Genomic DNA, 25,911 nt, shown 5'->3' with positions numbered 1-25,911 from the left:
GTGGCGTTCGTCGCGGACGCGCCCGGGCTGCGCGCCGAGGAGCGGCAAGCCCGGGAGCTGGCCGACACGGTCCGCCGGGCCGGCCTGCACGAGGTGTACGGGGACTACTGGACCTGCAACCGGCTGATCTTCAACACCGGTGAGGCGGTGGTCTGCGGGGTGCTGGACGGCGACCTGACGCCGGGGCAGAACCGCTACCCGGCGTACTGGAAGCGGGTCGGGCGGGCGGCCCGGCCCGGGTACGTGCTGGCAGTCGGGTCACCGGCGGAGCGGGGGCTGCGCCGGCGGCTCGGCGACCGGGCGGACTCGGCCGTGGTGGCCGAGGTGGGCGGCTATCGCGTGTACCACCCGGACAGCGCCGTGCGGCCGTGGCGCTAGGACCGGGCCGTACGCTGATCCGATGCTCATCCTGCTGCCCCCGTCCGAGGGGAAGGCCGAGGCCGGCACGGGTCGCCGGCTGGACCTGTCCCGGCTCTCCCTGCCGGAGCTGACCCCGGCCCGCGAGGAGGTGCTGGCCGCCCTCGTGACGCTCTGCGCCGGGCCGGACGAGCCGGCGGCCCGCGCCGCGCTCGGCCTGAGCGAGGGGCAGCGCGGCGAGCTGCGCCGCAACGCGCGGCTGCGGGAGGCGGCCAGCGCCCCGGCCGGGCGGATCTACACCGGGGTGCTCTACGAGGCGCTCGACCTGGCCACCCTGCCGCCCGCGGCGGAACGGCTGGCCCGCCGCTCGGTGCTGATCAGCTCCGGCCTGTGGGGCGCGGTACGCCTCACCGACCGGATCCCGCCCTACCGCTGCCCGGTCGGCGCGAAGCTGCCGGGCGTCGGCGCGCTGTCGGCGTACTGGCGCCGGGCCCTCGAACCGGCGATGGCGGCGGCCGCCGGCAGCGGGCCGGTGCTGGACCTGCGCTCCGGCGCGTACGCGGCCACCTGGACGCCGCGCGGGGCGGTCGCCGACCGTACGGTGACCGTCCGGGTGCTGCACGAGCGGGAGGTCGACGGGCTGCCCACCCGCTCGGTGGTGAGCCACTTCAACAAGGCGACCAAGGGCCGGCTGGTCCGTGACCTGCTGACCGCCGGCGCCCGGCCGCGTACCGCCGCCGCGCTGGTCGGGGCGCTGCGGGACCTGAAGTACACGGTCGAGGAGCAGCCCGTCGCGGCCGGCCGGCCACGCCAGCTCGACATCGTGGTCACCGAGCTGTAGGACCGGCGCCAGCCGCAAATTTTGCTCAAGGCTCGGACGCAGCGGTTCCGTGCTGCCCGCGCCGGGGGTCACCTTAGGGGAACCCCGACGCAAGGAGCACCCGCGATGGCCCCCGAACCCATCAGTCTGCTCGACCGGCCCCGCCCGTCGCCCGTACCGCCGCCGCTGGACTGGCTGACCCTCGCCGACGCGTTCGAGGTGGCCTGCCTGGTGCGCTGCACGCCGCCGCCGGCCACCGGGACCCGCCGGCCGGAGGTCGGCACGTACCGGGGTGGGATGGCCGAGTTCAACCGGGAGGACGCGGCGCGCCGGATGCGGCAGTTGCTCGGCCGCCTCGACGTGCCGGTCGAGCACGAGCTGGCCACCGGCGGGCTGCGCCGCCGCTACGAGCTGCACCGGCTGTACGTGCCCCGGGAACACCGGTCGACGTACGCGGCGCTGCTGGAGACCGGCTGGCGCCAGGGCCGGCGGGAGCTGCTCGGCGGCCCGGTCCCCGGCGCCTCGATGGCCCGGCGGGTGTGGCGGCCCCGGCTGGCCGCCGCCGCCTGGCGGGCGGCGCTGCTGGCCGGCGGGCGGCACGTACGCCGGCACAGCCTCGGCATCCGGCTCGCCGACCGGGACCTGGCCGCGGTGCTGGTCCGCGGCGCGGCGCTGCTGGAGGTGCCCGCGATGCTCCGGCCCGGCGCCGGATGCTTCCTGGTGAGCGTCCCCAACGGTCCGCACCGCACCCGGATCGTGGACAGCGCCACCCTGGTCCCCGCGGCGGCCGCCTGCTGAGGCCTCCGCCCGGCGGTCGCCGACCGCCGGGCGGAGGCACCGGGGGGTCGACGCGCGGCGGTCGCGGACCGCCGACCTGCCGGGCTTGCGCCGCGGGCGGTGCACGACGCACAGTGCTGCGCGTGAGCCGACACTGGTCTGCGCCCGGTCGGCGCCGGGTCGCGGCGCCGGTGGCGCTGCTGTTGCTGCTGCTGCCCGCCCTGGCCGGGGTGGCCGGCTGCCGTGACGAGCCGCGCGAGCCGGTGCGGATCCGGATCGCCACCGGCAGCCCGACGGCCGTCTACCACGCCTTCGGGCAGTCCCTGGCGGCCATCCTCAACCGCGAGCTGCCCGGGGTGCGCGCCAGCGTGGTGGTCACCGCCGCCTCGGCGCAGAACGTCCGGCTGGTCGGCGCCGGGCAGGCGGAGCTGGGTTTCACCCAGGCCGACGTGCTGCCGCCGCGCTCGTCCGAGCACCCCGCGGTGCTCGCCGTGGCCCGGGTCTACGACGACCTGCTGCACCTGGTCACCACGGCCGGCGGCCCGGTACGCACCCTGGCGGACCTGCGTGGCCGGCGGGTGTCGGTGGGCGCCGACGGCTCCGGCACCGAGGTCACCGCGATGCGGCTGCTCCAGGTGGCCCACCTCGACGGCGGCCAGGTCCGCCAGGAGCACCTGGGCCTGGACGACTCGGTGGCGGCGCTGCGCGCCGGCCGGATCGACGCGTTCTTCTTCTCCGGCGGGCTGCCGGTGCGCGGCGTCGCGGAGCTGGCCGGCAGCACCGCCGTCCGGATGGTCGACCTGGGCGAGTGGACCGAGCCGCTGCGCCGCGGGTACGGGCAGGTCTACGTGACCCGGGACATTCCCCGCTCGGTGTACGGGACGGACCCGGTGAGCACGGTGGCGAACCCGAACTACCTGATCGTCCGCGCGGACCTGCCGGAGGCGTTGGTCCGGGAGGTGACCCGGCTGCTGATGGAACGCCGGGCGGAACTGGCCGCCGCGCATCCGGCGGCCGGCCGGATGAGTCCCCGGTCGGCGATCGTCACCACCCCGCTGCCGCTGCATCCTGGCGCCGCGGACTGGTACGTCTCCAGCAAGCCCTGACCCGGTTCAGGCCCGGACGGCCGTGGGGTTCTTCGGCTCGGCGTCGACCGGCGTGCCGTCGAGGGCGGCGGTCCCCTCCGGGGCGGGGAACCACAGCTCGGCGACGAGCCCCCGAGGCTCGCCCTGGCGCATGGTGAGCCGGCCGTCGGAGGCGTCGACCAGCACCGCCGCGATGGTCAGGCCCAGCCCGGCCCCGTCGACGTTCTGCGCGTCGGGCGCCCGCCAGAACCGCTCGGTGGCCTGGTCGAGCTGGCTGGCCGTCATGCCGGGCCCGGTGTCCCGCACCTGCAGCGCGATCCCGCCCTCGGCCGGGCGGACGGTCACCGTGACCTCTCCCCCGGCGCCGCTGAACTTGACCGCGTTGTCGATCAGCGCGTCGAGGGCCTGGTCGACCGCGGTCGGCACGGTCCGGGCGTACGCGGGCGCGTCGGTGGTGTCCAGCCGGAGGGTGACCGACCGGTGCCGGGCCAGCGGCAGCCAGGCCGACACCCGGGAGGCGGCGATCCCGGCCGCGTCCACGGTGACCTGCTGGTTCTCCTCCCGTTCGGCGCGGGCCAGGGTGAGCAGCGCGTCGAGCACGGTGGCCAACCGGTCGGTCTCCTCCAGCGCCAGCCGGTGCTCGGCCCGGCCGTCCGCGTCGGCCAGGCTCGGTCCCAGCTCCTCGACCCGCAGCCGCAGCGCGGTGAGCGGGTTGCGCAGCTGGTGGCTGGCGTGCGCCACGAAGGCCCGCTGCCGGTCCATCACGTCGGAGACCACGTCGGCCATGTTGTTGAAGCTGGCCGCCAGCCGGCGCAGCTCGGGCGGGCCGAGCCGGAGGCGGACCCGGGCGGCCCGGTGCCCCTCGGCGATCTCGTGGGTGACCGCGTCCAGTTCGGTGACCGGGCGCAGCACCCAGCCGGCCAGTCCGAACGCGGTGGAGACGCAGGCCAGCACGGCGAGCAGGCCGATGCCGGCGAGCAGCAGCCACCAGGCGGTGACCGTGCGGCGTACCTTCCCGGCCGGGGTGGCGGTGACCACCGAGCCGAGCACCTCGCCGCCGTCGTTGATCGGTACGGCCACCACCAGTGGGCCGCCCACCCAGGGCCAGACCGAGTCCGGTCCGCTGAACTGCTGGCCGGCCAGGGCGGTGTCCAGCGCCGTGTCGGCGCCGGTGCCGAACTTCCAGCTCACCGAGGCGGTCACGGTACGCCGGTCCCGGTCGACCACCGCCGCACCGATGCCGTAGAGGTCGTCGTAGGCGGCCAGTTCCGCGTCGAGCGGGCCTGGGCCGCCGCCCCGCAGCGCCGGGCCGGCCAGCGAGGCGAACCGGGTGGCGTCGGCGAGCCGGTCGGCGCGTACCCGCTCGGTCTCGCGGGTGGCGAGGGTGGCCGCCAGCGGGGTCTCCAGGGCCAGCAGCACCAGCACCATCAGGAGCAGGTAGCTGATCACGAGCCGGCGGCGCACCCTGGCCTCCTCACTCGCCGCGGAGCCGGTAGCCGACCCCGCGTACGGTCTCCACCAGGGTCGGGTCGCCGAGCTTGCCGCGCAGCGAGCCGACGTGCACCTCCACGGTGTGCCGGTCGGCCCAGGTGGTGCCCCAGACGTCGAGCAGGATCCGCTCCCGGGGCACCGCCACGCCCGGCTGCCGGGCCAGCGAGAGCAGGATGTCGAACTCCTTGCGGGTGAGCGTGACCGCCCGGCCGGCGACGCTGACCGTGCGCCCGCCCACGTCGATGCGGACCGCGCCCGCCTCGATCAGGTGGCGCTCCGGCACGGTGTGCGCGGCCCGGCGCAGCACCGCCTCGATCCGCGCCTGGAGTTCCACCATGGAGAAGGGCTTCACCACGTAGTCGTCGGCGCCCAGCCGCAGGCCGAGCACCCGGTCCCGTTCCTCACCCCGGGCGGTCACCGCGATGATGCCGAGCTGGCTGCTGCGCCGGCGCAGCTCCCGGCACAGGTCGGTGCCGTCGCCGTCGGGCAGGGTGAGGTCGAGCAGCACCAGGTCGCAGGGGGCGGCGGAGAGGGCCGCCTCGACGGTGGCCGCGTGCTCGACCTGGTAGCCGCGCCGGGTCAGGGCGGAGGAGAGGGCGGCCGCCACCCGCCGGTCGTCCTCGACCAGGAGGATCCGCACCCGTGCCTCCATCCGCTCGACGTGCTGCCCTGCGAATGGTGGCAGACGCGGCGGCGGGACGGGAGGGCCGGCCTCCGGTCAGAGCCCGAAGACCTCGTCGGCGGTGGCGTCCCGCACCCCGTCCACGAAGCCGCGGAAGCCCGGATCGTGGTGGCTGGCCGGCACGGTCGTGACGGTCTCTCCGGTGGCCTGGGTGACGGCGTCGACCAGCGGCGGGTAGTCGATCTCGGCGTCGGTGAAGGCGTCGTCGTCCGCCTGCCCGAGGTTGATCACGTGCTGGACGTCCTCGGTGGGGGTGTCCGGGTCGGCGGCCCACTCGGCGCCGTACCGGTGGCACTCGTCGTAGACGGCCCGCTGGCCGTCGGTCCAGTCGTCGTCGTAGCTCTGCATCGCCATCCCTCCGCGGGCCTCCATCCGAGCATGCCGGAACGCCGTAGGCTGCGGTGGTGATCTACAAGATCCTGACGACCAGCGAGTGGGTCCGGGCCCGGGCGGCCGGGGAGTTCACCGGCACCGAGATGGACCGGCAGGACGGATTCATCCACCTCTCCGCGGCCGACCAGGTGGTGGAGACCGCCCGGCGGGTCTTCGCCGGGGTCACCGGCCTCACCGTGCTCGCCGTCGACCCGGACCGGCTCGGCGACGCGCTGCGCTGGGAGGTGTCCCGGGGCGGCGCGCTCTTCCCGCACCTGTACGCGGCGCTGCCGGTCGCGGCGGTGGTCTCGGCGCACCCGCTGCCGGCGGACCGGCCGGCCGCCGACGCCGTCGCCGAACTGCTCGGCTGACGGCTCGTTATGCTCCGTCGAGCCCGCGCCGGCACCGGGAGCCCGGGGCGGCCGGGTGGTCCTGGCCCGGGCGGACCCGCGGCGGCGCGCCGGCGCGGCCGTCCGGCACCGACGGCGCGACGACGCGCCCCTGCGACGATGCGAGAAGACAATGACTGACACCAACGACCGGTCCGCCTCCGTGTTCGTCCACCCGAGCGCCGACGTGGAGGAGGGCGCTCAGGTCGGCGACGGCACCAAGGTCTGGCACCTGGCCCACATCCGGTCGAGCGCGCAGGTCGGCTCCGGCTGCGTCATCGGCCGCAACGTGTACGTCGACGCGAACGTCACCGTCGGTGACCGGGTGAAGATCCAGAACAACGTCTCGGTCTACCAGGGCGTCACCATCGAGGACGAGGTGTTCGTGGGCCCCTGCGCCGTCTTCACCAACGACTTCCGGCCGCGGGCGCAGAACCCGGACTGGACGATCACCCCGACGCTGGTCCGCCGGGGCGCCTCGATCGGCGCCAACGCCACGCTGGTCTGCGGCATCGAGGTCGGCGAGTACGCGATGATCGCGGCCGGCTCGGTGGTGACCAAGGACGTCAAGCCGTACCAGCTGGTGGCCGGCAACCCGGCCCGGCCGAAGGGCTGGGTGGATGAGAAGGGCGAGGTCGTCTCCCGCGACGCCAACAACCCGCCGCACGAGGGCTGAGTCCCACGCACGACGAACGGGGAGGGCCGGCCTCCCCGTTCGCGGGCCCGTCCCGGCGCGGTTCAGCCGCAGAGTCGAGCGATCTCCGCCCGGAACCGCTCCATCGAGTTCGGCTCGTCCGGGCCGAGCAGGTACGTCTTCAGCTCGCGCCGCGCCTCGGTCATCGGGTCGTCACCGGCCCGGGTCAGGGCGAGTATCTTCTCCAGCTCGCCGCAGTCGGCGGAGAGCAGGTACGCCGCCCGCGAGGTCGGGAACTCGCGCCGGAACTCGTCCTCCGGCAACCCGCTGGGGTTGGCCACCACGTACGGGCGCTGGCTCTGCACGAAGTCGGAGACCACACTGGACACGTCGCTGATCAGCAGGTCGGTCTGGTTGAAGCAGTCGAACAGCGCGGGTGTCCGCCCGGTGACCACCCGGTGACCGGGACCGTCCAGTGAGGACGCGTCGGGGTCACCGCCGGCCGCCCGGATCAGCCCCACCAGGCGCTCGTGCACGGCCTTGGCCTCCTTGGACCGGGAGCCGGTCAGCGGGTGCGGCTTGTAGATCAGCCGGACCGCGGGGTGGCTCTCCAGCAGGCCCTTGACGATCCGCTGCCCCATCGCCACCAGCGAGGTGTGGTAGGGGTCGTCGTCCAGCCAGCCCTCCCAGGTGGGGGCGTAGAGCACGGTGAACGGCCGGTCGACCGACTCCGCGCCGAACGTGTGCACCCCGGTGAGCTGCGGCCGTCCGATCTCGACGATGTCCTCGTCGCGGACCCCGACCCCGGCCCGGGCGTAGCGCTCCCGCCCGGCCAGGCCGGCCACCCAGACCTCGTCGTACACCTTGCTGTACGGGTTGACGCTGGCCTGCTTGTCGCTGTCGCCGTGACCGACGAAGACGTGCTTCATGCCGGGCTCACGGAGCAGGTGGATGTTCGCGCCGACGTTGGCCGCGTAGAGGGCGGCGCGGACGCTGCCCAGCTCCAGGTTCAGGAAGTCCACCGCGGTGGGCACGCAGATCACCGGCAGCCGGGTGTCGGCCAACTCCTGGAAGGCCTCCCGGCTGCGCATCAGCACCACCGCCGGCCGCTCCAGCGCCTCGATCGGGGCGAGCCACATGTTGGCCTGGTAGACGTCCTTGGCCGGGCCGGCGAAGTAGAGGGCCACCTCGGGCCGGTTGCGGTCCAACCAGCGCTGCACCGCGGGCAGCAGGGTGGGCTGGCCGCTGCCCCGGCCACGCAGCCAGGTCACCCCGACCACCAGGCCGACGACCGCGGTGACCAGGGTGGCGACGCCGGCGGCGACGAGCGCGGGCGCGATGTGGTCGGCGACCGCCGCGACGACCGCGCCGGGGATCAGCAGGACGTTGAGGAAGGGCAGCCGCTCACCGGCGACGCCGGCGGCCCAGGACGGCGGGCGCGGCGCGGCGCGCATCGGGCCGAGGTCGATGTTGCGGACCAGCGCGGAGACCGGGTTACGCCGGTCGATCATCGTGTTCAGCGCACCGGCGAGAATGGCGATCACCCAGACCGCGGCCACCAGCAGCATCAGCCAGGTGACCGCCACCGCCCCGGGGCGCACCGCGGAGACGACCAGCAGCACGCTCGCCAGGTCGCGGGTGAGCTGCCGGTAGGACCGGGTCAGGCCGACCTTCTCCAGCAGCACCTCGGAGGGCGTCGACCACCGGATCATGGCGAACTCGCCGAGCACGGCGAGCGTGCCGGCCACGGCGAAGACAGCGGGCTGGCCGAGCGCACCGGCCACCAGCGTGACCAGGTAGCACAGCACCACCAGCGCGCCCCGGGCGGCGACGCCCGCCGGCCCCATCAACTTGCCGAACAACGAGTACGCTCCCTACGAGATCGACAACATGGCCGGCGTGGGCCGGCTCGTCCCGGCACGGGTCCGCCACCTCGGGCAGGGCTGGGTCAGCGGCACAGGCACCCGCCGGCAGGTCGCCGCGAGACCGGACCCACCGCACGCGCGCCGCCCCACCATCGTCCCTCACCAGGCCCCGTTGATGCCAACCGCAGCCGCCACAGCGTAGGTGTGACCTTAACGTGAGGGAAGCCACCGGTATCACTGGGGTGTCGCCATCTGACGCTGTTGCTCCCATTCGTCCGGGCCACCCGATCGCCGCCGCAGGTCCCCCCTGTTCCCGCGCGGCGGCCCCCGGCGGCGCCAAGGTCGCATTCCTATACTGGTCCGGCTGTCCGCCCACCAGGCCGCCACGGCAGAGGCGGCCTGGTGGGCGCGCGCACCTCGACCCGGGCCCGCCGGCCGCCGCCGGAGAGCTGGCGTCCCTCGAAAGGATCCATGGGTTTGACGACCTTGATCGCGCTCGCCGTCGCCCTCGTGCCCGGCGCGCTGCTCGGCTTCGCCCTGCCGCCGGGGCGCTACCGGTGGGCGGCCTGGGCGGCGACGCCCGCACTCACCCTCGGCCTGACCACCCTGGCCATGTCGTGGCTGCCGAAGCTCGGACTGCCGGACAGCGCGTCGGCGGTGCTCGTCGCGGAACTGCTCCTCGCCGGGCTGGCGGTGCTCGGGTCCCGGCTGGTCGCCCGTGGGCTGGTCCAGCCGGCGGAGGACGGCACCCGGCCCGGGCCGCGCGCCCGGCTGCGCCTGCCGTCCGTCCGGCCGCACTGGGCGGACCTGGTGGGGGTCACCGTGCCTGCGCTGGTCAACGTGGCGTTCGGTTGGCTGATCCTGGGGCGGCTCAACGCCCCGCCCGGCTGGGACGCGATGAACCACGGATTCCTCACCCGGCGGATCATGGACAGCGGCAGCGTGCTGATCTCCTCCGCCTGCACCACGGGGGCCACCGACCCCGCGGTCTCCTGCTCGTTCTACCCGCTGGCGGCGAACGTCTCCTGGGCCCAGGCCGCCGAACTCTCCGGCGGTCGGGTCAGCACCGTGATGACCGCCTGGTCGATCATCCTCGGCCCGGTCGCCCTGGCCGCCGCCGTGTACGCGGCGGTGCGCGCGCTCGGTGGCCGGCCGGTCGTGGCGGCCTGCGCCGCCGCCGCGCCGGCGGTGCTCGGGCCGATGTGGCTCTCGGTGGTGACCGGGCGGATCACCGAGCAGACCGCGCCCGCCGTGGCCGGTGCGGTCGCCCTGCTCATCGCCCTCGCGCTGCGCGGCGCCCACCCGGTACGGATGGGCCTGCTGGCCGGCCTGGCCACCGCCGGGATCGTGATGACCCACACCTACGACGTGCTCTTCATCGGGGTGCTCGCCCTGGGCATGGCGGTGACGCTGGCCGGTCGGCCGGTCTGGCGCCGGCTGGGCGCCGGCCTGGCCGCGATGGCCGTGGCCGCGCTGGTGCCGCTGCTGCCGTTGCTCGGGGTGCTGCTCGGCGCGAACGGGGAACGGGAGTCCAACCCGCCCCCGCTGGTCGGCAGGTACGGCGAATCCTGGGAGTACTGGGTCACGGACCCGCAGCGCTACGTCCTGTTCGGCTTCCCCCAGGTGGGCGGCCGCGACTTCCAGCTCTCCGTGCCGAGCATCCAGGTCGGGCTCTGGATCGTCATCCCCTGCCTGCTGCTGTCGCTGCTCGCGCTGGTGCTGCGCCCGCTGCGCTGGGCCCGGCCGTGGCTGGTCGCCGGGGTGGTCTTCACCCTGCTCGGTTTTTGGACCTCGGCGTCCGACTCGCCGGCCGCGAACACGTTGTCCAGCCTCTGGTACGGCGTCCGGGAACGGGTCCGCTCGATGATCTTCCCGGTCTACGGGCTGCTGACGGTGGCCGGCGCGGTGGTGCTCGGGCTGGCCATCGCCTGGCTGGTGAGCCTGCTGGCGGCCCGCGCCCGGAGGCTGCGCGCCTCCCCCGCGCCGGCAGCGGTCGCCGCCACCCTGGTGGTGCTGACCCTGCTCGGCCTCGGCGCCGTGCCGGACAGCTGGCGCCCGATCCGGAAGGAGATGAAGAGCCGCACCGCGCTGGGCCGGTCGTATCCGGAGGCGTTCCGCTGGCTGCAGCAGAACTCCCCGCCCGGCAGCGTGGTCGCGTACGACCGGCACCGCGAGTTCATGAGCTGGTCCTACGCCGACTACGACGTGCCGCTGCTGTTCGGCATCCCGCCGCTGCCGGGCCTGCCCACCGAGAACTACGAGCGGCGGTGGGACGCCTGGAACTGGCTGGTGAACAGCCGGGACGCCCGGCCGGCCGGGTGCGAGGTGCGCCAGCTCAACATCAGCTACGTGGTGACCGGCAAGCGGCGGATGCCGGGCGGCTGGGACAAGCACTACGAGTCGGACCGGATCGCCGCCAGCAACAAGATCGCGCTGGTGCACCAGATCGGCAGCATCCGCATCTACCGGGTCACCGACGCCGGGCGGGCCTGCCCCGGGACCCGCTGACGGCGGATAGCCCGCCGACGGCGAACGGCCCCTGACCGATCCGGTCAGGGGCCGTTTCCGATCAGGCCAGCCTCAGCGGCCGGCGAAGAGCGCGCCGACCACCCGGTGCGCCGGCAGGATCCGGCGCCGTTCCTCGTCCGCGTCGGCGGTGCCGGCCAGGATGTCCAGGAAGTGGTCGAGCTGGGCGGCGAGCGGCTCCTGGTTGGTGATCAGCTCGGGCACCTCGATGATGCTCTGCTGCCGGTAGCCCCGCCCGTCGGGCGTCGCGGCGTCGGAGGAGACGTGCCGGTAGATGGTGACGTCCTTGCGGATCAGGTCGGCCTCGATCAGCCGGTCGACCTCGTTGATCACCAGGGTCCGCACCTTGCGCTGGCCGATCCGGCTGGCCGAGACGTTGGCCAGGGCGCCGTCGCCGAAGTTCAGCACCGTCTCCGCCACGTCCTCGGCCCCGGTGACCGAGTCCGGATGGAAGTAGCCGAGGGTGCCCTGCACGCTGGTCGGCTCGGCGCCACGGAACGCCTGGATGGCCAGGTCCACGTCGTGGATGAGCAGGTCCCAGGCGACGCCGGTGCGGATCCGCGGCGCGTACGGCGAGTGCCGGGTCGCGGTCAGGTGCACCGGCTGGTGCGTCAGCGCGAGCGCCGTGCGCACCGCCGGGTTGAAGCGCTCCAGCAAGCCGCAGAGCAGCGGTACGCCGCGCTTCTCGGAGAGCGCGACGATCTCCTCGGACTCGGCGAGGCTGCCGCAGACCGGCTTCTCGATCAGCAGCGGCTTGTCGGCGTCGAGCACCTGGCCGGCGAGGCCGTGGTGGATCTCGGTCGGCGCGGCGATGACCACGGCGTCGACGTCCGACAGGTCGGCCAGGTCCGGCGCCCAGGCGGCGCCGTACCGCTCGGCGACCTGCTGGCCGACGGCGCGGCGCGGCTCGATCACCTTGGCCAGCTCGGCGCGCTCGGAGCCGGCGATGACCCGCGCGTGCAGCGAGCCCATCGAGCCGGTGCCGACGAGAGCGAGGCGCGGCTTGGCGGTCACGCGGCCACCGCCTTCCGGACGGCCTCGATCACCTGGTCCACCTGGCTGTCGGTGAGGTGGTGGTGCACCGGGATGGAGACGCACTGCCGGACGACCCGCTCGGTGACCGGGGCCGGGTCGGCGATCACCCGCGGGTGGTCGCGGTAGCACTCGTAGTCGTACACGGTCTTCGGGTAGTAGATGCCGCAGCCGACGCCGGCCGCGGAGAGCCGGCTGATGACCTCGTCCCGGTCGACCGGCGCCTCGTCGGTGACCAGCAGCGTGTACTGGTGCCAGACGTGCGAGCGGCCCGGCAGCTCGGTGGGGAGTCGCAGGCCCGGCACGTCGGCGAGGCCGGCGGAGAGGCGGGCGGCGTTGTCCTTGCGCCGCTTGACGTTGTCCCCGTACGCGGCGAGCTGCGGGATGCCCAGGGCCGCCTGCAGGTCGGTGAGGCGGTAGTTGTGGCCGGCCATCTCGTACTGGTAGCGCGCCCGCATGCCCTGGTTGCGCAGCACCCGCAGCTTGTCGGCCAGTGCGTCGTCGTTGGTGGTGATCATGCCGCCCTCACCGGTGGTGAGGTTCTTGGTGGCGTAGAGCGAGAAGGTGCCCAGGCCGAAGCTGCCCGCGCCGCGACCGGAGATGGTCGCGCCGAGCGACTGTGCGGTGTCCTCGACGATCGCGAGGTCGTGCTGCTGGGCGAGCGGGACGATGGCGTCCATGTCGGCCGGCTGCCCGTACAGGTGGACCGGCATCAGCACCTTGGTCCGCGGGCCGACCGCGGCCGCGAGGGCCTGCGGGTCGACGCAGAAGTCCTCCTCGCGGATGTCCGCGAAGCGTGCGGTGGCGCCCGCCTCCAGGATCGCGTTGAGCGTCGCGACGAAGGTGAAGGGGCTGGTGACGACCTCGTCGCCGGGCTCGAGGTCGAGCGCCTGCAGGGCGGCGACGAGGGCGGTGGTGCCGTTGTTGACCGCGACCGCGTGCTCGACACCGACGAGATCGGCGAACTCGCGCTCCAGCCGGGCCACCATCGGGCCCTGCGCCAGCACGCCCGAGCGGATCACCTCGACCGCCAACCGTTCGGCCGCCTCGTCGAGCTTGACGACGGAAATCGGGATCACCGGAGTTCTCCTCCTTGAGATGGTGGGGGCCTGCGAACGGTAGCAGCGTGCGAGACGAGGGGCACACCTGGACCGGCGCGGGGAGCGCTACGCCACGCTCGCCGGCCGACTCGCCGGGCCGCGCGGATTCGTGGCGGCCGGGAAGCTGCGCTACCCTCGGCGTTTGCTCGTCCCAGTCCATCCGAACGGATAAAAGCGACGCGGAGGCAAAAAGGCCGTGGCAGAGACCGCGACGCAGGTCGACGACCTGAACCCCCCGGCCGGGCAGGCCGGCGCCACCCCGAAGTCGACCGGCCGGCTCTCCCTCGCCGTACGCGTCGTGGTGATCGCCCTGATCGCCGCGGGCATGGTCTGGAGCGTCGTGCAGCAGTGGCCCGACGTCCGGGAGACCTGGCTCCACCTGGCCTGGCCCTCGGTGGTGCTGGCGGTGCTGGCCGTGCTGGCCGGCATGTTCGCCAACTCGATGGCCTGGCGGGCCGCCGCGGACGACCTGGAGCACCGGGTGTCCGTACCGGCCGCCCTGCGCATCTGCATGGTGGGCCAGCTCGGCAAGTACATCCCCGGCAGCGTCTGGGCGTACGTGCTCCAGATGGAGCTGGGCCGGCGTGCCGGCCTGCCGCGCGCCCGCGCCTTCCTGTCCACCCTGGTGGCGCTCGGCCTCGGCGTGGTCGCCGCGCTCGGCCTGGGCCTGCTCAGCCTGCCCGCGCTGCTCGACGCGACCACCGCGAACGGCTCCGAGTACGCCGAGCCGGTCCGGGTGGCCCTGTGGATCGTGGCGATCCTCTTCCCGATCGCGCTGATCTGCGCGATCCCGGCGGTGCTCACCCGGCTGATCCAGCTCACCCTGAAGGTGCTGCGCCGCGAGCCGCTGCACCACCGGCTCACCCTGCCCGGCGTGCTGCGGGTGATCGGTTGGAGCGCGCTCGGCTACACCCTGTTCGGCGTGCACCTGTGGCTGCTGGCCAACGCCCAGGCGGCGCCGGGCGTCGGCGGGCTGCTGCGCAGCATCGGCTCGTTCGCCATCGCGATCACGGTCGGCATGTTCGCCTTCCTGTCCCCCTCCGGCCTGGGTGTCCGGGAGGCGGTGCTGGTCGCCGCCCTCGCGCCGTTCCTCGCCGACGCCGGCGGCGTCGGCGCGGCCACCGGTATCGCGCTGGCCTCCCGGCTGATCTTCACGGTGGCGGACCTGTTGGGCGCCGGCATCGCCGCGCTCTCCGGGGTCCGGCAGGTCCGGCAGGTCACCGGCGAGACCGCCACGCCGGCGGCGGAGCCGGCCGAACCGGCCGTCGCGGTGGCCCGGCCCCCGGCGCCGCGCGCCGGGAACGAGCAGCCGGAGAGCGCACCCGTCGCGCACTGAGGCAACGAGCGAGGCCCCCCGACCCGGCCGGGTCGGGGGGCCTCGTCGGGTACTGGGGTCAGCGCCGGCTGGCGGCCAGTTCGCCGAGCACCTCGAGGTGCCGGTCGAGGACCCGCTGAAGGCTGAACCGCTCGCGGATCAGGGCCTGCCCGTTGACGCCGATCTGCTTGGCCACCACCGGGTCGGTGAGGGCGGCGATCAGCCGCTCGGCCAGCCCGTCGACGTCGCCCGGCGCGCAGAGCAGGACGTTCTCCCCGTCCCGCAGGGCGATGCCGGGGAAGTTGTCCGCGCGGGCCGGCGCGACCACCGGGACACCCGCCGCCATCGCCTCCAGCGTCGCCGTGCCGAGCCCCAGGCCCTGCTCGTGCGACTCGACGGTGGCGGCGGCGAGCAGGTCCGGGATCTCGCTCTTGGGCACCTTGCCCGCGCAGACCAGCGCGTGCTCGACGCCGAGCGCCTTGGCGCGCTCCTGGAAGACCGGGTAGTAGATCTGGCCGGCGACCAGCAGCTTCGCGTCCGGCACCGCGGCGAGGACCGCGGGCAGCGCCTCGACGAGGGCGATCCGGTCCCGCAGCGGGATGACGTGGCCGACCGACAGGATCACCGGGGAGTCGCCCAGGCCGTACCGCTCGCGGACCCGCTGGCCGTTGCCGCCGGTCACCCACTCCGGGTCGACGCCGACCGGGATCGGCACCAGCCCGGAGTGCGCGCCCTCGTAGCGCTGCTGGATGTACTCCTGCATGAGCACGTCCATGACCACCAGCCGGGGCTTGGACCGCCGCATGAACGGCTTGACCATGGTGGCGTCCAGACCGCGGAAGACCTTGGCGTACCGGGCCTGCGGGTTCTCCAGCCGGGTGTGGATGGAGAGCAGGGTGGGCACGCGCCGCTTGCGCGCGTACAGCGACGTCGCCCAGGTCAGGTCGAAGAACTGGCCGTGCTGGTGGATGACGTCCGGCCGGAATTCGTCGAGCAGCTTGCGGACCCGGCGCAGCAGGCTGGGCCGGGTGGTGAAGGAGATGTCGAAGCTCACCGCCAGCCGGGTCTGCGGCAGCATCCAGGCGGGCAGCCGGACGATCCGCAGACCGTCGCGCTCCTCCTCGGCCGGCGCGTCCTGGTAGGCGGCCGTGAGCACGAGCACCTCGTGCCCGGCCGCCGCGTAGCCCTTGGCGAGGGACTCGGACAGGTGCGAGCTGCCACCCGCGCGGGGCGGGAAGAAGTTGTTGACCACTGCGATACGCACGGGGGAACTCCTAGCTCTCCACGACCGGCACGAACCGGACGTCGGTCCCGTCCAGCTCGACTGTGGACACCATCCGGGCCGGCACCCCGGCCACGACCGCCCCCGCCGGCACGTCCCGGCTGACCACGGCGCCGGCGCCGATCACCGCGCCGTCGCCGATGGTGACGCCCATCATCACCGTCGCGTTCGCGCCGATGAAGACCCGGTCACCGATGCGGACCGGCGCCCGGTCCACCGAAGCATAGGCCCGGCCGGAGACGCAACGGCGAGCCGTGGAATGCGTGTAGATCTGCGCTCCGCAGCTGATGTCGCAACCCGCGCCGATGGTCAGGCCGCCGGAACCGTCGATGACGGTGAACGCCCCGATCCAGGTCCCCGCCCCGATCTCCGGCTCACCGATCACCCAGGCGTGCGGGTTGTACGGATTCGCCGGGAGCCCGTGCGACGACGGGCCCCCGGCGGACGGCGGCTGGGTCACGCCACCTCAGTCTTGATCAGGTCGGTCATCCCGTCCTCGACGGCGATGGTCGGCTCCCAGCCGAGCACCTCCTTGGCCCGGGTGATGTCCGCCGCCCGGCGGCTGACCAGCACCTCACGCGGGTTGAACTGCGGCTGCACGTCGACACCGACCGCGTTGATCAGGATCTCGGCCAGGGTGGCGATCGAGGTGTCGATGCCGGTGCCGATGTTGATCGGCACGTTGCCCTGCTCGGCCTCCATGGCGGCGACCACCGAGCGGGCGATGTCGTGGACGTGGATGAAGTCCATCGACTGCTCGCCCTTGCCGTCGATGACCGGCGGCTCGCCGTTCTTGAGCCGCTTCACGAAGTGGTTGATCACCGACGTGTAGTAGGCGGTGGGCTTCTGACCCGGGCCGTACACGTTGAAGAAGCGCAGGGCGATCCAGTTCAGGCCCTTGCTGCGCTGGTAGAAGCCGAGCAGGTCCTCACCGGCGCGCTTCGAGATGCAGTACGGGGTCAGCGGGTCGAGCCGGTCGTCCTCGTGCATCGGCAGCTTCTTCGGGTCGCCGTACACCGACGCGGAGGACGCGAACACCAGCCGCTTGACGCCGTGGTCGGCGGCGGCGGCGAAGACGTTGTGGTTGCCGACCATGTTGATGTCGATCGACTCGTACGGGTCGGCCTGGCTCTTGTTGATCGAGACCGCGGCGAGGTGGATGACGTAGTCGCAGCCCTTCATGGCCGCGTGCACGGCGCCGCCGTAGCGGACGTCCTGGTCGATCAGCTCGACGTCGCCGGTGGCCACCAGCTCGGCGATCCGGTCCCGGTCACCGCGGAACATGTTGTCGAAGATGCGGACCCGGTAGCCCTTCTCCAACAGCATCGGGACCACGTGGAGGCCGATGAAGCCCGCGCCTCCGGTGATGAAGACGGTCTGCTTCGACATGGTGGACGGTGTCCTTCCTGGGGGGGGTTTGTCAGCGGGCGGCGAGGGAGTCGACGACCTCGGTGAGCGTCGCGGCGACGGTCTCGACCTGCGCGTCGGTGAGGTTGGCGTGCATCGGGATCGCCAGGTGGCGGGCGAAGAGGTCCGCCGAGACCGGGCAGGGGTCGGTCTGGCCGTAGAGCGGCTGGACGTGCGAGGCGTAGGTGCCGAAGGTGCACTGCACACCGCGCTGGCGCAGCTCCATCGCGACGGCGCCGCGGTCCACCCGCCGGTCGAGGGTGACCACGTACGACTGCCACGGGTGCTCGCGGTCCGGCGCCTCGTACGGCGTGGTGATCAGCTCGTGGTCCTTGAGCAGCTCGCCGTAGCGCGCGGCGATCGCCCGCTTGGTGGCCAGCAGGTCCGGCAGCCGGTCCAGCTGGGCGATCATGATGGCCGCGGCGACGTCGGAGAGCCGGTAGTTGTAGCCCAGCTCGGTGAAGGTCGGAATGGGCAGGTTCGACAGCTCGGCCCGGGTGAGCGCGCCCTCGACGCCGTAGGTGTGCAGCTTGCGGGCGTGCGCGGCCAGGTCGTCCCGGTCGGTGACGTACGCCCCGCCCTCGCCCGCGGTGATGCCCTTGCGGCCGTGGAAGCTGAAGGTGGCGACGTCGGCCAGGCTGCCGGCCGGGCGGCCCTTGTAGGTGGCGCCGGCGGAGCAGGCGGCGTCCTCGACCAGGAACAGCCCGTGCTTGTCCGCGATGGCGCGCAGCTCGTCGTAGTCGGCCGGCTGGCCGAACGCGTCGACGGCGATGATGCCGACGGTGCGCGGGGTGATCGCGGCCTCGACCGCGGCCGGGTCCACCGTCCAGATGTCCGGGCGGACGTCGGCGAAGATCGGCTTCGCGCCGGTCCACATCACCGAGTGGCCGGTGGCCGGGAATGTGTAGTCGCCGACGATCACCTCGTCGCCCGGCTTGACACCGAGAGTGAGCAGAGCCAGGTGCAGCGCCGAGCCGCAGTTGCTCGTGGCGAGCGCGTGCCGGGTGCCGACGGTGGCGGCGAACCGCTCCTCGAAACGACGGCTCGTGGGGCCGGAACCAGCGAGCCAGCCCGAGGCGAAGACCTCGGCGATGGCGGCGAGTTCGGCCTCGCCGACCGTGGGCTGACCGAGCGCGATGACCTCAGACATGAGACTCCCCGAGTGATGGACCCGGTGAAGTGTAGGCCACCCCCGGCGGTCGGGCGCGAATCGGGCGCGCGGGCCTCTTCGTTACCATCGGTCGCGGCGTCGGCCTGGGGAGATGATGATGACAAGGTTCGTGGTCGTGGGTGGCGGCATCGTCGGGCTCGCCGTGGCGCACCGGCTGATGACCGACCGTCCCGGGGACATGGTCACCGTGCTGGAGAAGGAGTCCGGCTGGGCCGCGCACCAGACCGGGCACAACTCCGGGGTGATCCACGCCGGCGTCTACTACAAGCCGGGCAGCCTGAAGGCCACGCTCTGCAAGGCCGGCAGCGCCTCGATGAAGGAGTTCTGCGCCGAGCACGACCTGAGCTACGACGTCTGCGGCAAGCTCATCGTGGCCACCGACGAGGCCGAGCTGCCCCGCCTGCGCGACCTGCACCAGCGCTCGCTCGCCAACGGGCTGCCGGTGAAGCTGATCGGTGCCGACGAGGCCCGCGAGCACGAGCCGCACGTGGCGGCCGTGGCGGCGCTGCACGTCGCCTCGACCGGCATCGTCGACTTCGGCGCGGTCTGCCGCAAGCTCGCCGAGCTGCTCGCCGCGGGCGGCGCGGACCTGCGTACCGGCACCGAGGTGACCGCGGTCACCAACCGGGGCGGCGAGGTGGTGGTGGGCACCACCCGGGGCGAGGTGACCGGCGACGTGCTGATCAACTGCGCCGGCCTGCACGCCGACCGGATCGCCCGATTGTCGGGAGTGTCCACTCCGGTCCGGATCATCCCGTTCCGGGGCGAATACTACGAACTTGTCCCGCAGCGCCGCGACCTGGTCCGTGGGCTGATCTATCCGGTGCCGGACCCGCAGTTCCCGTTCCTCGGGGTGCACCTCACCCGCATGATCGACGGCAGCGTGCACGCCGGCCCGAACGCCGTGCTGGCCACCGCCCGCGAGGGATACTCCTGGGCCCGGATCAAGCCGCGGGACGTCTGGGACGAGCTGACCTACCGCGGCCTCTGGGCGCTGGGCCGCAAGCACTACCGGTACGGCCTCACCGAGGTGGCCCGCTCGCTGTCCAAGAAGCGCTTCGCCGCCAGCCTCGCCCGGCTCGTGCCGGAACTCACCCCGGCGGACATCGTGCCGGCCGGCGCCGGCGTACGGGCGCAGGCGATCCTGCCCGACGGTGGCCTGGTCGACGACTTCCTGATCGTCGAGGGCGACCGGCAGGTGCACGTGCTGAACGCGCCCTCCCCGGCGGCGACCAGCTCACTGGAGATCGCCCGGCACATCGTCTCCCGCCTCCCGGTCGACCAGCTCGGCTGACCGGCCGCCCCGCACCTCGGGCGCAGGGCGCGGGTTGCGGCAGATCGCGCCTCCCCTGGTCCGGGACTCGCCGGATTCCGGCAGATCGCGGCCTCCCCGGCACGGGAGCCGCCGGATTGCGGCGGGCCGCGGCCTCCCCGGCACGGGAGCCGCCGGATTGCGGCAGGTCGGGCCTACGCGGGCATGGGCCCGGCGGCCGGATGCGCCGGGTGGCGGCAAGGCGCGGCGGTCCCCCGGCAGGGGACGCGCCGGGTTGCGGCTGGGCGGGCCGGTCCGGCCGGCGGGTCCGGGCCGACCGGGTCCGCGCCGGCGGCGGTCAGACGGCCGGGCCGGGCACCGCGACGTCGCGCTGGCGGGGCACCGCCGGGGCCGCGGCCAGCCCGGTGGCCACCGCCTCCGCGAGGGCCTCCAGGTACGCGTCGGTCGGCACCGCCCGGACGATAGCGAGCCGCCAGTAGAGCGGCCCGACGATCAGGTCGATCGCCGCGTCCAGGTCGACCCCGGCGGGCAGCTCGCCGCGGCGTACCGCCCGCTCGACCAGCCGGCCGCCGATCTCCTGCTGCTTGCTGCGCAGCACCTGCTGCAGCGCCTGGTCGAGGGTCGGGTTCCGGGCCGCCTCGGCGAGCAGGTCGGGAATGATCTGCGAGGCCAGCGGGTGGCGCAGGGCGTGTGTGACGACCTGGAACAGCAGGCTGAGGTCGCCGCGCAGGCTGCCGGTGTCCAGCGCGGGCAGCTTGTTGCCGGCGGCCGCGACGACGGTCTCCAGCACCAGCTCCAGCTTCGAACTCCAGCGCCGGTAGACCGCGGTCTTGCTCACCCCGGCCCGGCGGGCGACCGCCTCGATGGAGAGCCGGCCGTAGCCCACGGCGGCGAGCTCCTGCATCAGGGCCTTGCGGATGGCCGTGGTGATCTCGCCCCGCAGCACCGCCGCACCGGCGGGCGTACGCCTCTTCCCGGTCGTCACGTGAGACTCTTCTCGGCTGTCACGTGGGACAATGTACCGCAACGACGGTACGGTTGCGTCCCGACGTATTTTGGACTACCGTCCACCCCGCGACGAGCCCGCTCCGGCACGCGCGGGCGCACCGGACCAGCTCATCGTCACCCCCCGTCCCGTTGGTACGAAAGATCGGAGCGCCCAGCTCATGGCCAACACCGCCCTGGCCGGCCCCGACGCGGGCCTGACCCAGGCGCAGCTGGCCGCTCGACACGGCCTGCGGGTCGCCGGCGAGCGGCCGTCGCTGGTCGAGTACAGCCGCCGACTCTGGGCCTACCGGCACTTCGTCGCCGCGTACGCCAACGCCAAGCTCGTCGCCTCCTACAGCAACGCCAAGCTGGGTCAGGTCTGGCAGGTGCTGACCCCGCTGACCAACGCCGCGGTCTACTACCTGATCTTCGGCGTGGTGCTCGACCAGCAGCGGGTACCGAACTTCATCGCGTACCTGACCACCGGCCTGTTCATCTTCAACTTCACGCAGAGCGCGGTGCTGGCCGGCACGCAGTCGATCAGCGGCAACCTGGGGCTGATCCGGGCCCTGCACTTCCCCCGGGCCAGCCTGCCGATGGCCGCCACGCTCACCCAGTTCCAGCAGCTGCTGGCCTCGATGATCGTGCTGGTCGGCATCGTGCTGGTCACCGGCGAGCCGCTCACCTGGGAGTGGCTGGCCCTGGTGCCGGCGCTGCTGCTCCAGGCGGTGTTCAACGCCGGCGTGGTGCTGATGGTGGCCCGGATGGGCGCCAAGGCCAGCGACCTGAAGCAGGTCATGCCGTTCATCATGCGCACCTGGATGTACGGCTCCGGCGTCCTCTACAGCGTCAGCCTGTTCGAGCGGCTGCCCGGCTGGGCCACCACCCTGGTCCAGTTCAACCCGCTGCTGGTCTACATCGAGCTGGCCCGCTACGCCCTGCTGGAGCAGGCGCCGCTGCTCAACGAGTCGCTGGTCCAGCTCTGGCTGGTGGCGGTGGCGTGGGCCGTGGTGGCCGGCGTCGGCGGGTTCATCTACTTCTGGCGCGGCGAACAGGAGTACGGCCGTGGTTGAGCACTTCACCGGGTCCGACGAGGCCACCCAGGCGCTGCCCACGCTCCAGGCGCGGATCCCCACCGTGGTGGTGGACGAGGCGCACATCGTCTACCGGGTGCACAAGGGCGCCACCGGCGGCAGCAGCCCGGTCGCCGCGCTGCGCCGGCTGGTCAAGCGGACCCAGGCCCCGAACGTGCGCGAGGTGCACGCGGTCAAGGGGGTCACCTTCACCGCATACCGGGGCGAGGCGATCGGCCTGATCGGCAGCAACGGGTCGGGCAAGTCCACCCTGCTGCGGGCGATCGCCGGCCTGCTCCCGGTCGACCGGGGCGCGATCTACACCCAGGGGCAGCCGTCCCTGCTCGGCGTCAACGCGGCGCTGCTCAACGACCTCTCCGGCGAGCGCAACGTCACGCTGGGCTGCCTGGCCATGGGCATGCCCCCGGCGGAGGTCGAGCGGCTCACCCCGGAGATCATCGACTTCTCCGGGATCAACCAGCGCGGCGACTTCGCCTCGCTGCCGATGCGCACCTACTCCTCCGGCATGGCCGCCCGGCTGCGCTTCTCCATCGCCGCGGCGAAGAAGCACGATGTGCTGCTCATCGACGAGGCGCTGGCCACCGGCGACAAGGGCTTCCGCAGGCGCAGCGAGCAGCGGGTCCGGGAACTGCGGGAGAGCGCCGGCACCGTCTTCCTGGTCAGCCACCAGCTCTCCTCGATCCGGGACACCTGCGAACGGACGATCTGGCTGGAGTCCGGCGAACTGCGCATGGACGGTCCCACCGACGAGGTCATCCGGGCCTACGAGGACTTCTCGAACGGCAGGTAACGTCGGAGCATCCACCCGGTGGTCGGCGGACGTCGACATGCCCCGTCACCGGCGCGGGTCATCCGAACAGACACGTTAGGGTTCATCCGGTCGCCCGGCGGCCACCCCCCAGCGTTTGGGCATCGTTGAGAGTGAGGATCGGCAATGACGCAGGACCGCACCACCAGCCCGGACTCCGCCGCAGCGGCGGCGACACCGTGGCGGCCCTCGCGGACGGTGGCGGTGGTGCTGGCCGGCGGCACCGGGACCCGGCTCGGGCTGGGCATCCCGAAGCAGCTGTTGAAGATCGCCGGTAAGCCGATCATCGAACACACCCTGGCCGTCTTCGAGGCCGCCCCCGAGATCGACGAGATCATCGTGCTGATGGCCGCCGGCCACGTGGCCGAGGCCCAGCAGATCGTCGACAAGGCCGGCTTCCGTAAGGTCAGCAAGGTCGTCGAGGGGGGCGACACCCGCAACGCCACCACCCGGATCGCGCTGGACGCGATCGGCGAGGGCGACGTCAACATCCTCTTCCACGACGCGGTCCGCCCGCTGGTCAGCGCCCGGATCGTCCGCGAGTGCGTCAACGCGCTCTGGACGTACTCGGCCGTCGACGTGGCGATCCCCTCGGCCGACACGATCATCCAGGTCGACGAGGAGGAGTGCATCGTCGACATCCCGGTGCGGTCGACCCTGCGGCGCGGCCAGACCCCGCAGGCGTTCCGCTCCGGCACCATCCGGGAGGCGTACCGCCGGGCCGAGGGCGACCCGAACTTCGCCGCCACCGACGACTGCGGCGTGGTGCTGCGCTACCTGCCCGGCACCCCGATCAAGGTGATCGACGGCTCGGACGAGAACATCAAGGTCACCCACCCGGTCGACGTGCACCTGGCCGACAAGCTCTTCCAGCTGGCCGCCGCGCAGGCGCCCCGGCTGAGCGACCACCGCAGCTACACCGAGGAGCTGGCCGGCCGCACCGTGGTCATCTTCGGCGGCAGCTACGGCATCGGTCACGACCTGGCCGAGCTGGCCCGCGGCTACGGCGCGCAGGTCTTCCCGTTCAGCCGGTCCAGCACCGGCACCCACGTCGAGCGCGCCCAGGACGTCGAGGCCGCGCTGAAGACCGCCTTCGAGGCGACCGGCCGGATCGACTACGTGGTGGTCACCGCCGGCATCCTGGAGAAGGGCGCGCTGGCCGAGATGGACGAGGAGACCATGGACCGGGTCCTCCAGGTCAACTTCGTCGGCCCGGTCATCGCCGCCCGGCAGTCCCTGCCGTACCTCCAGCAGACCAAGGGCCAGCTGCTGCTCTACACCTCCAGCTCGTACACCCGGGGCCGGGCCCAGTACGCGCTCTACTCCGCCACCAAGGCGGCGCTGGTCAACCTGACCCAGGCGCTCGCCGACGAGTGGGCCGAGTTCGGCGTCCGGGTCAACTGCGTCAACCCGGAGCGCACCGCCACCCCGATGCGCACCAAGGCGTTCGGCCAGGAGCCGGAGCACACCCTGCTGTCGGCCGAGGCCGTCGCGCGGTCCTCGCTGGACGTGCTGATCTCCGAACTCACCGGCCAGGTGATCGACGTACGCCGGGCGCCGGGCGAGCCGGTGGTGGCGGTGCCGGCACAATCGACCGGCGGCGCGGAGGACGAACTCTCCAGCGGCGTCGACGCCGGCTGACGGCACGACGGAGGCGACCGGCGACATGCGTGGTGACCTGGTCCGGAAACTGCTCGCCCGAGGGCTGACCACCGGGCTGGCGGTGCTGGCGTTCCTCGTCGTGGCCCTCACCGGGGCGACCGGCTGGGGCCTGACGGTCGCCGTCGCCGCGCTGACCGCCGCCGCGGTCGAGCGCCGGATCCGGCCGAACGCCGAAGTGGTGGCCGAGTCGGTCCTGATCGCCGCCGGCATCCTGGTCGGGTACGCCCGCCGGGGCGACGACAGCTTCGAGCCGGCGCTCGCGCTCGCCGCGGCCGGCCTGCTCGGCCTGGTGCTGCTGTCGGGGCCGCTGCGCGCCGCCGGCGCGCTGGAGATCCGGGCGGCCAACCTCCCGGTCCGCTCCTGGGTCCCCCGGCTCACCGCCCGGCTCGACGACGCGCTGTTCGGGCTGCTGGCGGTGGTGGCGGTGGCCGCCGGGCTGGACCTGCCGCCCTGGGTCGCGCTGGCCGCCGTCCTGCTGGTCGCGGCCGGCTGCGGCGCCGCCGGGCTGGACCTGGCCCGGCGCCGGTTCCGGCCGTCGGCCGGGGGCGGTCCGGTGGGCCGGGCGCTGCGCCGGCACCAGCCCGAGTTCGTGCTCTACTTCTCCGCCCCGCCGGGGTCGGAGTACCAGGTCACCATGTGGCTGCCCTACCTGGAGCGGATCGGCCGGCCGTTCCTGGTCCTGGTCCGGGAGCCGGAGCACCTGTCCCCCATCGCCGCGGCGACCCGCGCGCCGGTGGTCTTCTGCCCGACGCTCAAGGCCATGGACGAGGCGCTGGTGCCGAGCCTGCGGGTGGCGTTCTACGTCAACCACGGCGCGAAGAACAGCCACTGCATCCGCTTCTCCCAGCTCGGTCACGTGCAGCTGCACCACGGGGACAGCGACAAGGCACCCAGCGCCAACCCGGTCTCCGGCATCTTCGACAAGATCTTCGTCGCCGGTCCGGCCGCGATCGAACGGTACGCCCGGGCCGGCGTGGAGATCCCCGCCGAGAAGTTCGTCGTGGTCGGCCGGCCCCAGGTCGAGGCGATCGAGGTACGCCGGGAGCCGGCCCGTGGCCTGGCCGCCCCCACGGTGCTCTACACCCCGACCTGGACCGGGCACCACGCCGACGCCAACTACTGCTCGCTGCCGGTGGCCGAGACGATCCTGCGCCGGCTGCTCGACCGGGGCGCCACCGTGATCCTGCGGGCACACCCGTACACCGCGCAGAACCCCGCCTCGGCGCGGCAGCTCGCCCGGCTCACCGAACTGCTCGCCGTGGATCGGGCGAGGTCCGGCCGGGCGCACCTGTGGGGCGCCGCGGCGGGCCGCGAGCTGACCCTGGCCGAGTGCGTGAACCGGTCCGACGCACTGATCTCGGATGTCTCCGGGGTGATCTCCGACTACCTCTACTCCGGCAAGCCGTACGCGGTGACGGACATGGGCGCCGGCGGCGCGGACTTCGTGACGCGGTTCCCGCTGGCCGAGGCCGGCTACGTGCTGCGCCGGGACATGTCCAACCTGGACGAGGTGCTGACCGAACTGCTCGACACCGACCCGAAGGCGGCGGAGCGCTGGGGCACCCGGGCCCGTTACCTCGGCGACTTCCCCGCCGACTCGTACGCCGAGGCGTTCCTCGACGCCGCCCGGCGGGAGCTCGAACCGGGCTGGAACCCGCCCGCGCCACGCACCGCCGACGCGGTGGCCCCGGACGGCTCGCCCCTCTCCCCGACCGCCCAGTAGCCCACCGGGCCGCCGATGATCATGATGGTCCGGCCCGGCACGGATGGGCTGTTCTAGTA

Annotated in this window: 23 protein-coding genes and 1 pseudogene; 13 read left to right on the top strand and 11 right to left on the bottom strand. The window is 73.4% G+C overall.

From position 1 onward, the window contains the following. The 4 genes and pseudogenes from EFE23_RS12315 to EFE23_RS12300 all read left to right on the top strand — a co-directional run. Positions 1-378 (top strand): annotated as a pseudogene (locus EFE23_RS12315) (hypothetical protein); the annotation flags it as partial. A 22-nt stretch (positions 379-400) separates the two neighbouring features. Further along, positions 401-1,198, top strand: a complete 798-nt coding sequence (yaaA, locus tag EFE23_RS12310; protein WP_123241035.1) for a peroxide stress protein YaaA — start codon at positions 401-403, stop codon at positions 1,196-1,198. A gap of 105 nt (positions 1,199-1,303) precedes the next feature. After that, complete coding sequence (locus EFE23_RS12305; RefSeq protein ID WP_123241034.1) at positions 1,304-1,975, top strand: hypothetical protein; 672 nt, start codon at positions 1,304-1,306, stop codon at positions 1,973-1,975. A gap of 122 nt (positions 1,976-2,097) precedes the next feature. Continuing rightward, complete coding sequence (locus tag EFE23_RS12300; RefSeq protein ID WP_123241043.1) at positions 2,098-3,060, top strand: TAXI family TRAP transporter solute-binding subunit; 963 nt, start codon at positions 2,098-2,100, stop codon at positions 3,058-3,060. A 6-nt stretch (positions 3,061-3,066) separates the two neighbouring features. On the opposite strand, the gene EFE23_RS12295 is transcribed toward EFE23_RS12300, so the two are convergent. The 3 genes from EFE23_RS12295 to EFE23_RS12285 form a co-directional block, all read right to left on the bottom strand. Next, positions 3,067-4,503: a sensor histidine kinase gene (locus tag EFE23_RS12295; RefSeq protein ID WP_123241033.1), complete on the bottom strand. Its 1,437-nt coding sequence runs from the start codon at positions 4,501-4,503 to the stop codon at positions 3,067-3,069. A 10-nt stretch (positions 4,504-4,513) separates the two neighbouring features. Further along, on the bottom strand, positions 4,514-5,182 hold the full coding sequence (locus EFE23_RS12290) for a response regulator transcription factor (RefSeq protein ID WP_199737032.1): 669 nt from the start codon (positions 5,180-5,182) through the stop codon (positions 4,514-4,516). Positions 5,183-5,248: 66 nt separating this feature from the next. Next, complete coding sequence (locus EFE23_RS12285; protein ID WP_123241041.1) at positions 5,249-5,560, bottom strand: hypothetical protein; 312 nt, start codon at positions 5,558-5,560, stop codon at positions 5,249-5,251. A gap of 56 nt (positions 5,561-5,616) precedes the next feature. Here EFE23_RS12285 and EFE23_RS12280 point away from each other — a divergent pair, with 56 nt between their 5' ends. Further along, positions 5,617-5,955: a DUF952 domain-containing protein gene (locus EFE23_RS12280; protein ID WP_123241040.1), complete on the top strand. Its 339-nt coding sequence runs from the start codon at positions 5,617-5,619 to the stop codon at positions 5,953-5,955. A gap of 151 nt (positions 5,956-6,106) precedes the next feature. After that, entirely contained in the window at positions 6,107-6,649 is a 543-nt protein-coding gene (locus EFE23_RS12275; protein WP_123241032.1) for an acyltransferase, read from the top strand. A gap of 62 nt (positions 6,650-6,711) precedes the next feature. On the opposite strand, the gene EFE23_RS12270 is transcribed toward EFE23_RS12275, so the two are convergent. Then, a complete protein-coding gene (locus EFE23_RS12270) occupies positions 6,712-8,469 on the bottom strand; it encodes a CDP-glycerol glycerophosphotransferase family protein (RefSeq protein WP_199737031.1) in 1,758 nt (585 codons plus the stop codon). A gap of 474 nt (positions 8,470-8,943) precedes the next feature. Here EFE23_RS12270 and EFE23_RS12265 point away from each other — a divergent pair, with 474 nt between their 5' ends. Further along, positions 8,944-10,980 carry a DUF6541 family protein gene (locus tag EFE23_RS12265; protein ID WP_123241030.1) on the top strand — a complete coding sequence of 679 codons (2,037 nt, stop codon included), beginning with the start codon at positions 8,944-8,946 and terminating at the stop codon, positions 10,978-10,980. Positions 10,981-11,052: 72 nt separating this feature from the next. Here EFE23_RS12265 and EFE23_RS12260 read toward each other — a convergent pair whose 3' ends face one another. Together EFE23_RS12260 and EFE23_RS12255 are read right to left on the bottom strand one after the other, a co-directional pair. After that, positions 11,053-12,012, bottom strand: coding sequence for a Gfo/Idh/MocA family protein (locus tag EFE23_RS12260; protein ID WP_123241029.1), 960 nt, complete (start codon positions 12,010-12,012; stop codon positions 11,053-11,055). Then, positions 12,009-13,109, bottom strand: coding sequence for a DegT/DnrJ/EryC1/StrS family aminotransferase (locus EFE23_RS12255; protein ID WP_123241028.1), 1,101 nt, complete (start codon positions 13,107-13,109; stop codon positions 12,009-12,011). The genes EFE23_RS12260 and EFE23_RS12255 overlap by 4 nt, the downstream gene beginning before the upstream one ends. A gap of 217 nt (positions 13,110-13,326) precedes the next feature. Between EFE23_RS12255 and EFE23_RS12250 the strand changes: the two genes are divergently transcribed. Next, entirely contained in the window at positions 13,327-14,466 is a 1,140-nt protein-coding gene (locus EFE23_RS12250) for a lysylphosphatidylglycerol synthase domain-containing protein (RefSeq protein WP_233600953.1), read from the top strand. Positions 14,467-14,524: 58 nt separating this feature from the next. Here EFE23_RS12250 and EFE23_RS12245 read toward each other — a convergent pair whose 3' ends face one another. Genes EFE23_RS12245 through EFE23_RS12230 form a run of 4 tightly spaced genes read right to left on the bottom strand, consistent with a single transcriptional unit; the run spans position 14,525 to position 18,284 of the window. Next, positions 14,525-15,709, bottom strand: a complete 1,185-nt coding sequence (locus tag EFE23_RS12245; RefSeq protein WP_123241027.1) for a glycosyltransferase family 4 protein — start codon at positions 15,707-15,709, stop codon at positions 14,525-14,527. A 10-nt stretch (positions 15,710-15,719) separates the two neighbouring features. After that, positions 15,720-16,187 (bottom strand): acyltransferase, encoded by a 468-nt coding sequence (locus tag EFE23_RS12240; RefSeq protein ID WP_123241026.1) that lies wholly within the window; start codon positions 16,185-16,187, stop codon positions 15,720-15,722. Further along, positions 16,184-17,116: an NAD-dependent epimerase/dehydratase family protein gene (locus tag EFE23_RS12235; RefSeq protein WP_123241025.1), complete on the bottom strand. Its 933-nt coding sequence runs from the start codon at positions 17,114-17,116 to the stop codon at positions 16,184-16,186. The genes EFE23_RS12240 and EFE23_RS12235 overlap by 4 nt, the downstream gene beginning before the upstream one ends. Before the next feature lie 31 nt (positions 17,117-17,147). Then, a complete protein-coding gene (locus tag EFE23_RS12230) occupies positions 17,148-18,284 on the bottom strand; it encodes a DegT/DnrJ/EryC1/StrS family aminotransferase (RefSeq protein WP_123241024.1) in 1,137 nt (378 codons plus the stop codon). A 118-nt stretch (positions 18,285-18,402) separates the two neighbouring features. On the opposite strand from EFE23_RS12230, the gene lhgD reads away from it, so the two are divergent. Further along, positions 18,403-19,599, top strand: a complete 1,197-nt coding sequence (lhgD, locus tag EFE23_RS12225) for an L-2-hydroxyglutarate dehydrogenase (protein ID WP_123241023.1) — start codon at positions 18,403-18,405, stop codon at positions 19,597-19,599. Between the two features lie 316 nt (positions 19,600-19,915). On the opposite strand, the gene EFE23_RS12220 is transcribed toward lhgD, so the two are convergent. Then, positions 19,916-20,524, bottom strand: coding sequence for a TetR/AcrR family transcriptional regulator (locus EFE23_RS12220; RefSeq protein WP_123241022.1), 609 nt, complete (start codon positions 20,522-20,524; stop codon positions 19,916-19,918). Between the two features lie 220 nt (positions 20,525-20,744). Between EFE23_RS12220 and EFE23_RS12215 the strand changes: the two genes are divergently transcribed. The 4 genes from EFE23_RS12215 (at position 20,745) to EFE23_RS12200 (ending at position 25,852) form a co-directional block, all read left to right on the top strand. Continuing rightward, positions 20,745-21,638, top strand: a complete 894-nt coding sequence (locus EFE23_RS12215; protein ID WP_123241021.1) for an ABC transporter permease — start codon at positions 20,745-20,747, stop codon at positions 21,636-21,638. Further along, on the top strand, positions 21,631-22,449 hold the full coding sequence (locus tag EFE23_RS12210) for an ABC transporter ATP-binding protein (protein WP_123241020.1): 819 nt from the start codon (positions 21,631-21,633) through the stop codon (positions 22,447-22,449). Before EFE23_RS12215 ends, EFE23_RS12210 begins: the two co-directional genes overlap by 8 nt. A 144-nt stretch (positions 22,450-22,593) precedes the next feature. Further along, a complete protein-coding gene (locus EFE23_RS12205) occupies positions 22,594-24,108 on the top strand; it encodes a bifunctional cytidylyltransferase/SDR family oxidoreductase (protein ID WP_123241019.1) in 1,515 nt (504 codons plus the stop codon). A 25-nt stretch (positions 24,109-24,133) separates the two neighbouring features. Beyond that, positions 24,134-25,852: a CDP-glycerol glycerophosphotransferase family protein gene (locus EFE23_RS12200; protein WP_123241018.1), complete on the top strand. Its 1,719-nt coding sequence runs from the start codon at positions 24,134-24,136 to the stop codon at positions 25,850-25,852. Positions 25,853-25,911: the final 59 nt, after the last annotated feature.

The organism is Micromonospora solifontis (assembly GCF_003725545.1).
Taxonomy (GTDB): Bacteria; Actinomycetota; Actinomycetes; order Mycobacteriales; family Micromonosporaceae; genus Micromonospora; species Micromonospora solifontis.
This window is presented reverse-complemented; position numbering and strand designations above follow the sequence as displayed.

Coding starts and splice junctions, on each gene's coding strand:
- yaaA (WP_123241035.1), top strand. CDS start 401: ATGCTCATCCTGCTGCCCCCGTCCGAGGGGAAGGCCGAGGCCGGCACG.
- EFE23_RS12305 (WP_123241034.1), top strand. CDS start 1,304: ATGGCCCCCGAACCCATCAGTCTGCTCGACCGGCCCCGCCCGTCGCCC.
- EFE23_RS12290 (WP_199737032.1), bottom strand. CDS start 5,182: ATGGAGGCACGGGTGCGGATCCTCCTGGTCGAGGACGACCGGCGGGTG.
- EFE23_RS12285 (WP_123241041.1), bottom strand. CDS start 5,560: ATGCAGAGCTACGACGACGACTGGACCGACGGCCAGCGGGCCGTCTAC.
- EFE23_RS12275 (WP_123241032.1), top strand. CDS start 6,107: ATGACTGACACCAACGACCGGTCCGCCTCCGTGTTCGTCCACCCGAGC.
- EFE23_RS12265 (WP_123241030.1), top strand. CDS start 8,944: ATGGGTTTGACGACCTTGATCGCGCTCGCCGTCGCCCTCGTGCCCGGC.
- EFE23_RS12235 (WP_123241025.1), bottom strand. CDS start 17,116: ATGTCGAAGCAGACCGTCTTCATCACCGGAGGCGCGGGCTTCATCGGC.
- EFE23_RS12230 (WP_123241024.1), bottom strand. CDS start 18,284: ATGTCTGAGGTCATCGCGCTCGGTCAGCCCACGGTCGGCGAGGCCGAA.
- lhgD (WP_123241023.1), top strand. CDS start 18,403: ATGACAAGGTTCGTGGTCGTGGGTGGCGGCATCGTCGGGCTCGCCGTG.
- EFE23_RS12215 (WP_123241021.1), top strand. CDS start 20,745: ATGGCCAACACCGCCCTGGCCGGCCCCGACGCGGGCCTGACCCAGGCG.
- EFE23_RS12205 (WP_123241019.1), top strand. CDS start 22,594: ATGACGCAGGACCGCACCACCAGCCCGGACTCCGCCGCAGCGGCGGCG.
- EFE23_RS12200 (WP_123241018.1), top strand. CDS start 24,134: ATGCGTGGTGACCTGGTCCGGAAACTGCTCGCCCGAGGGCTGACCACC.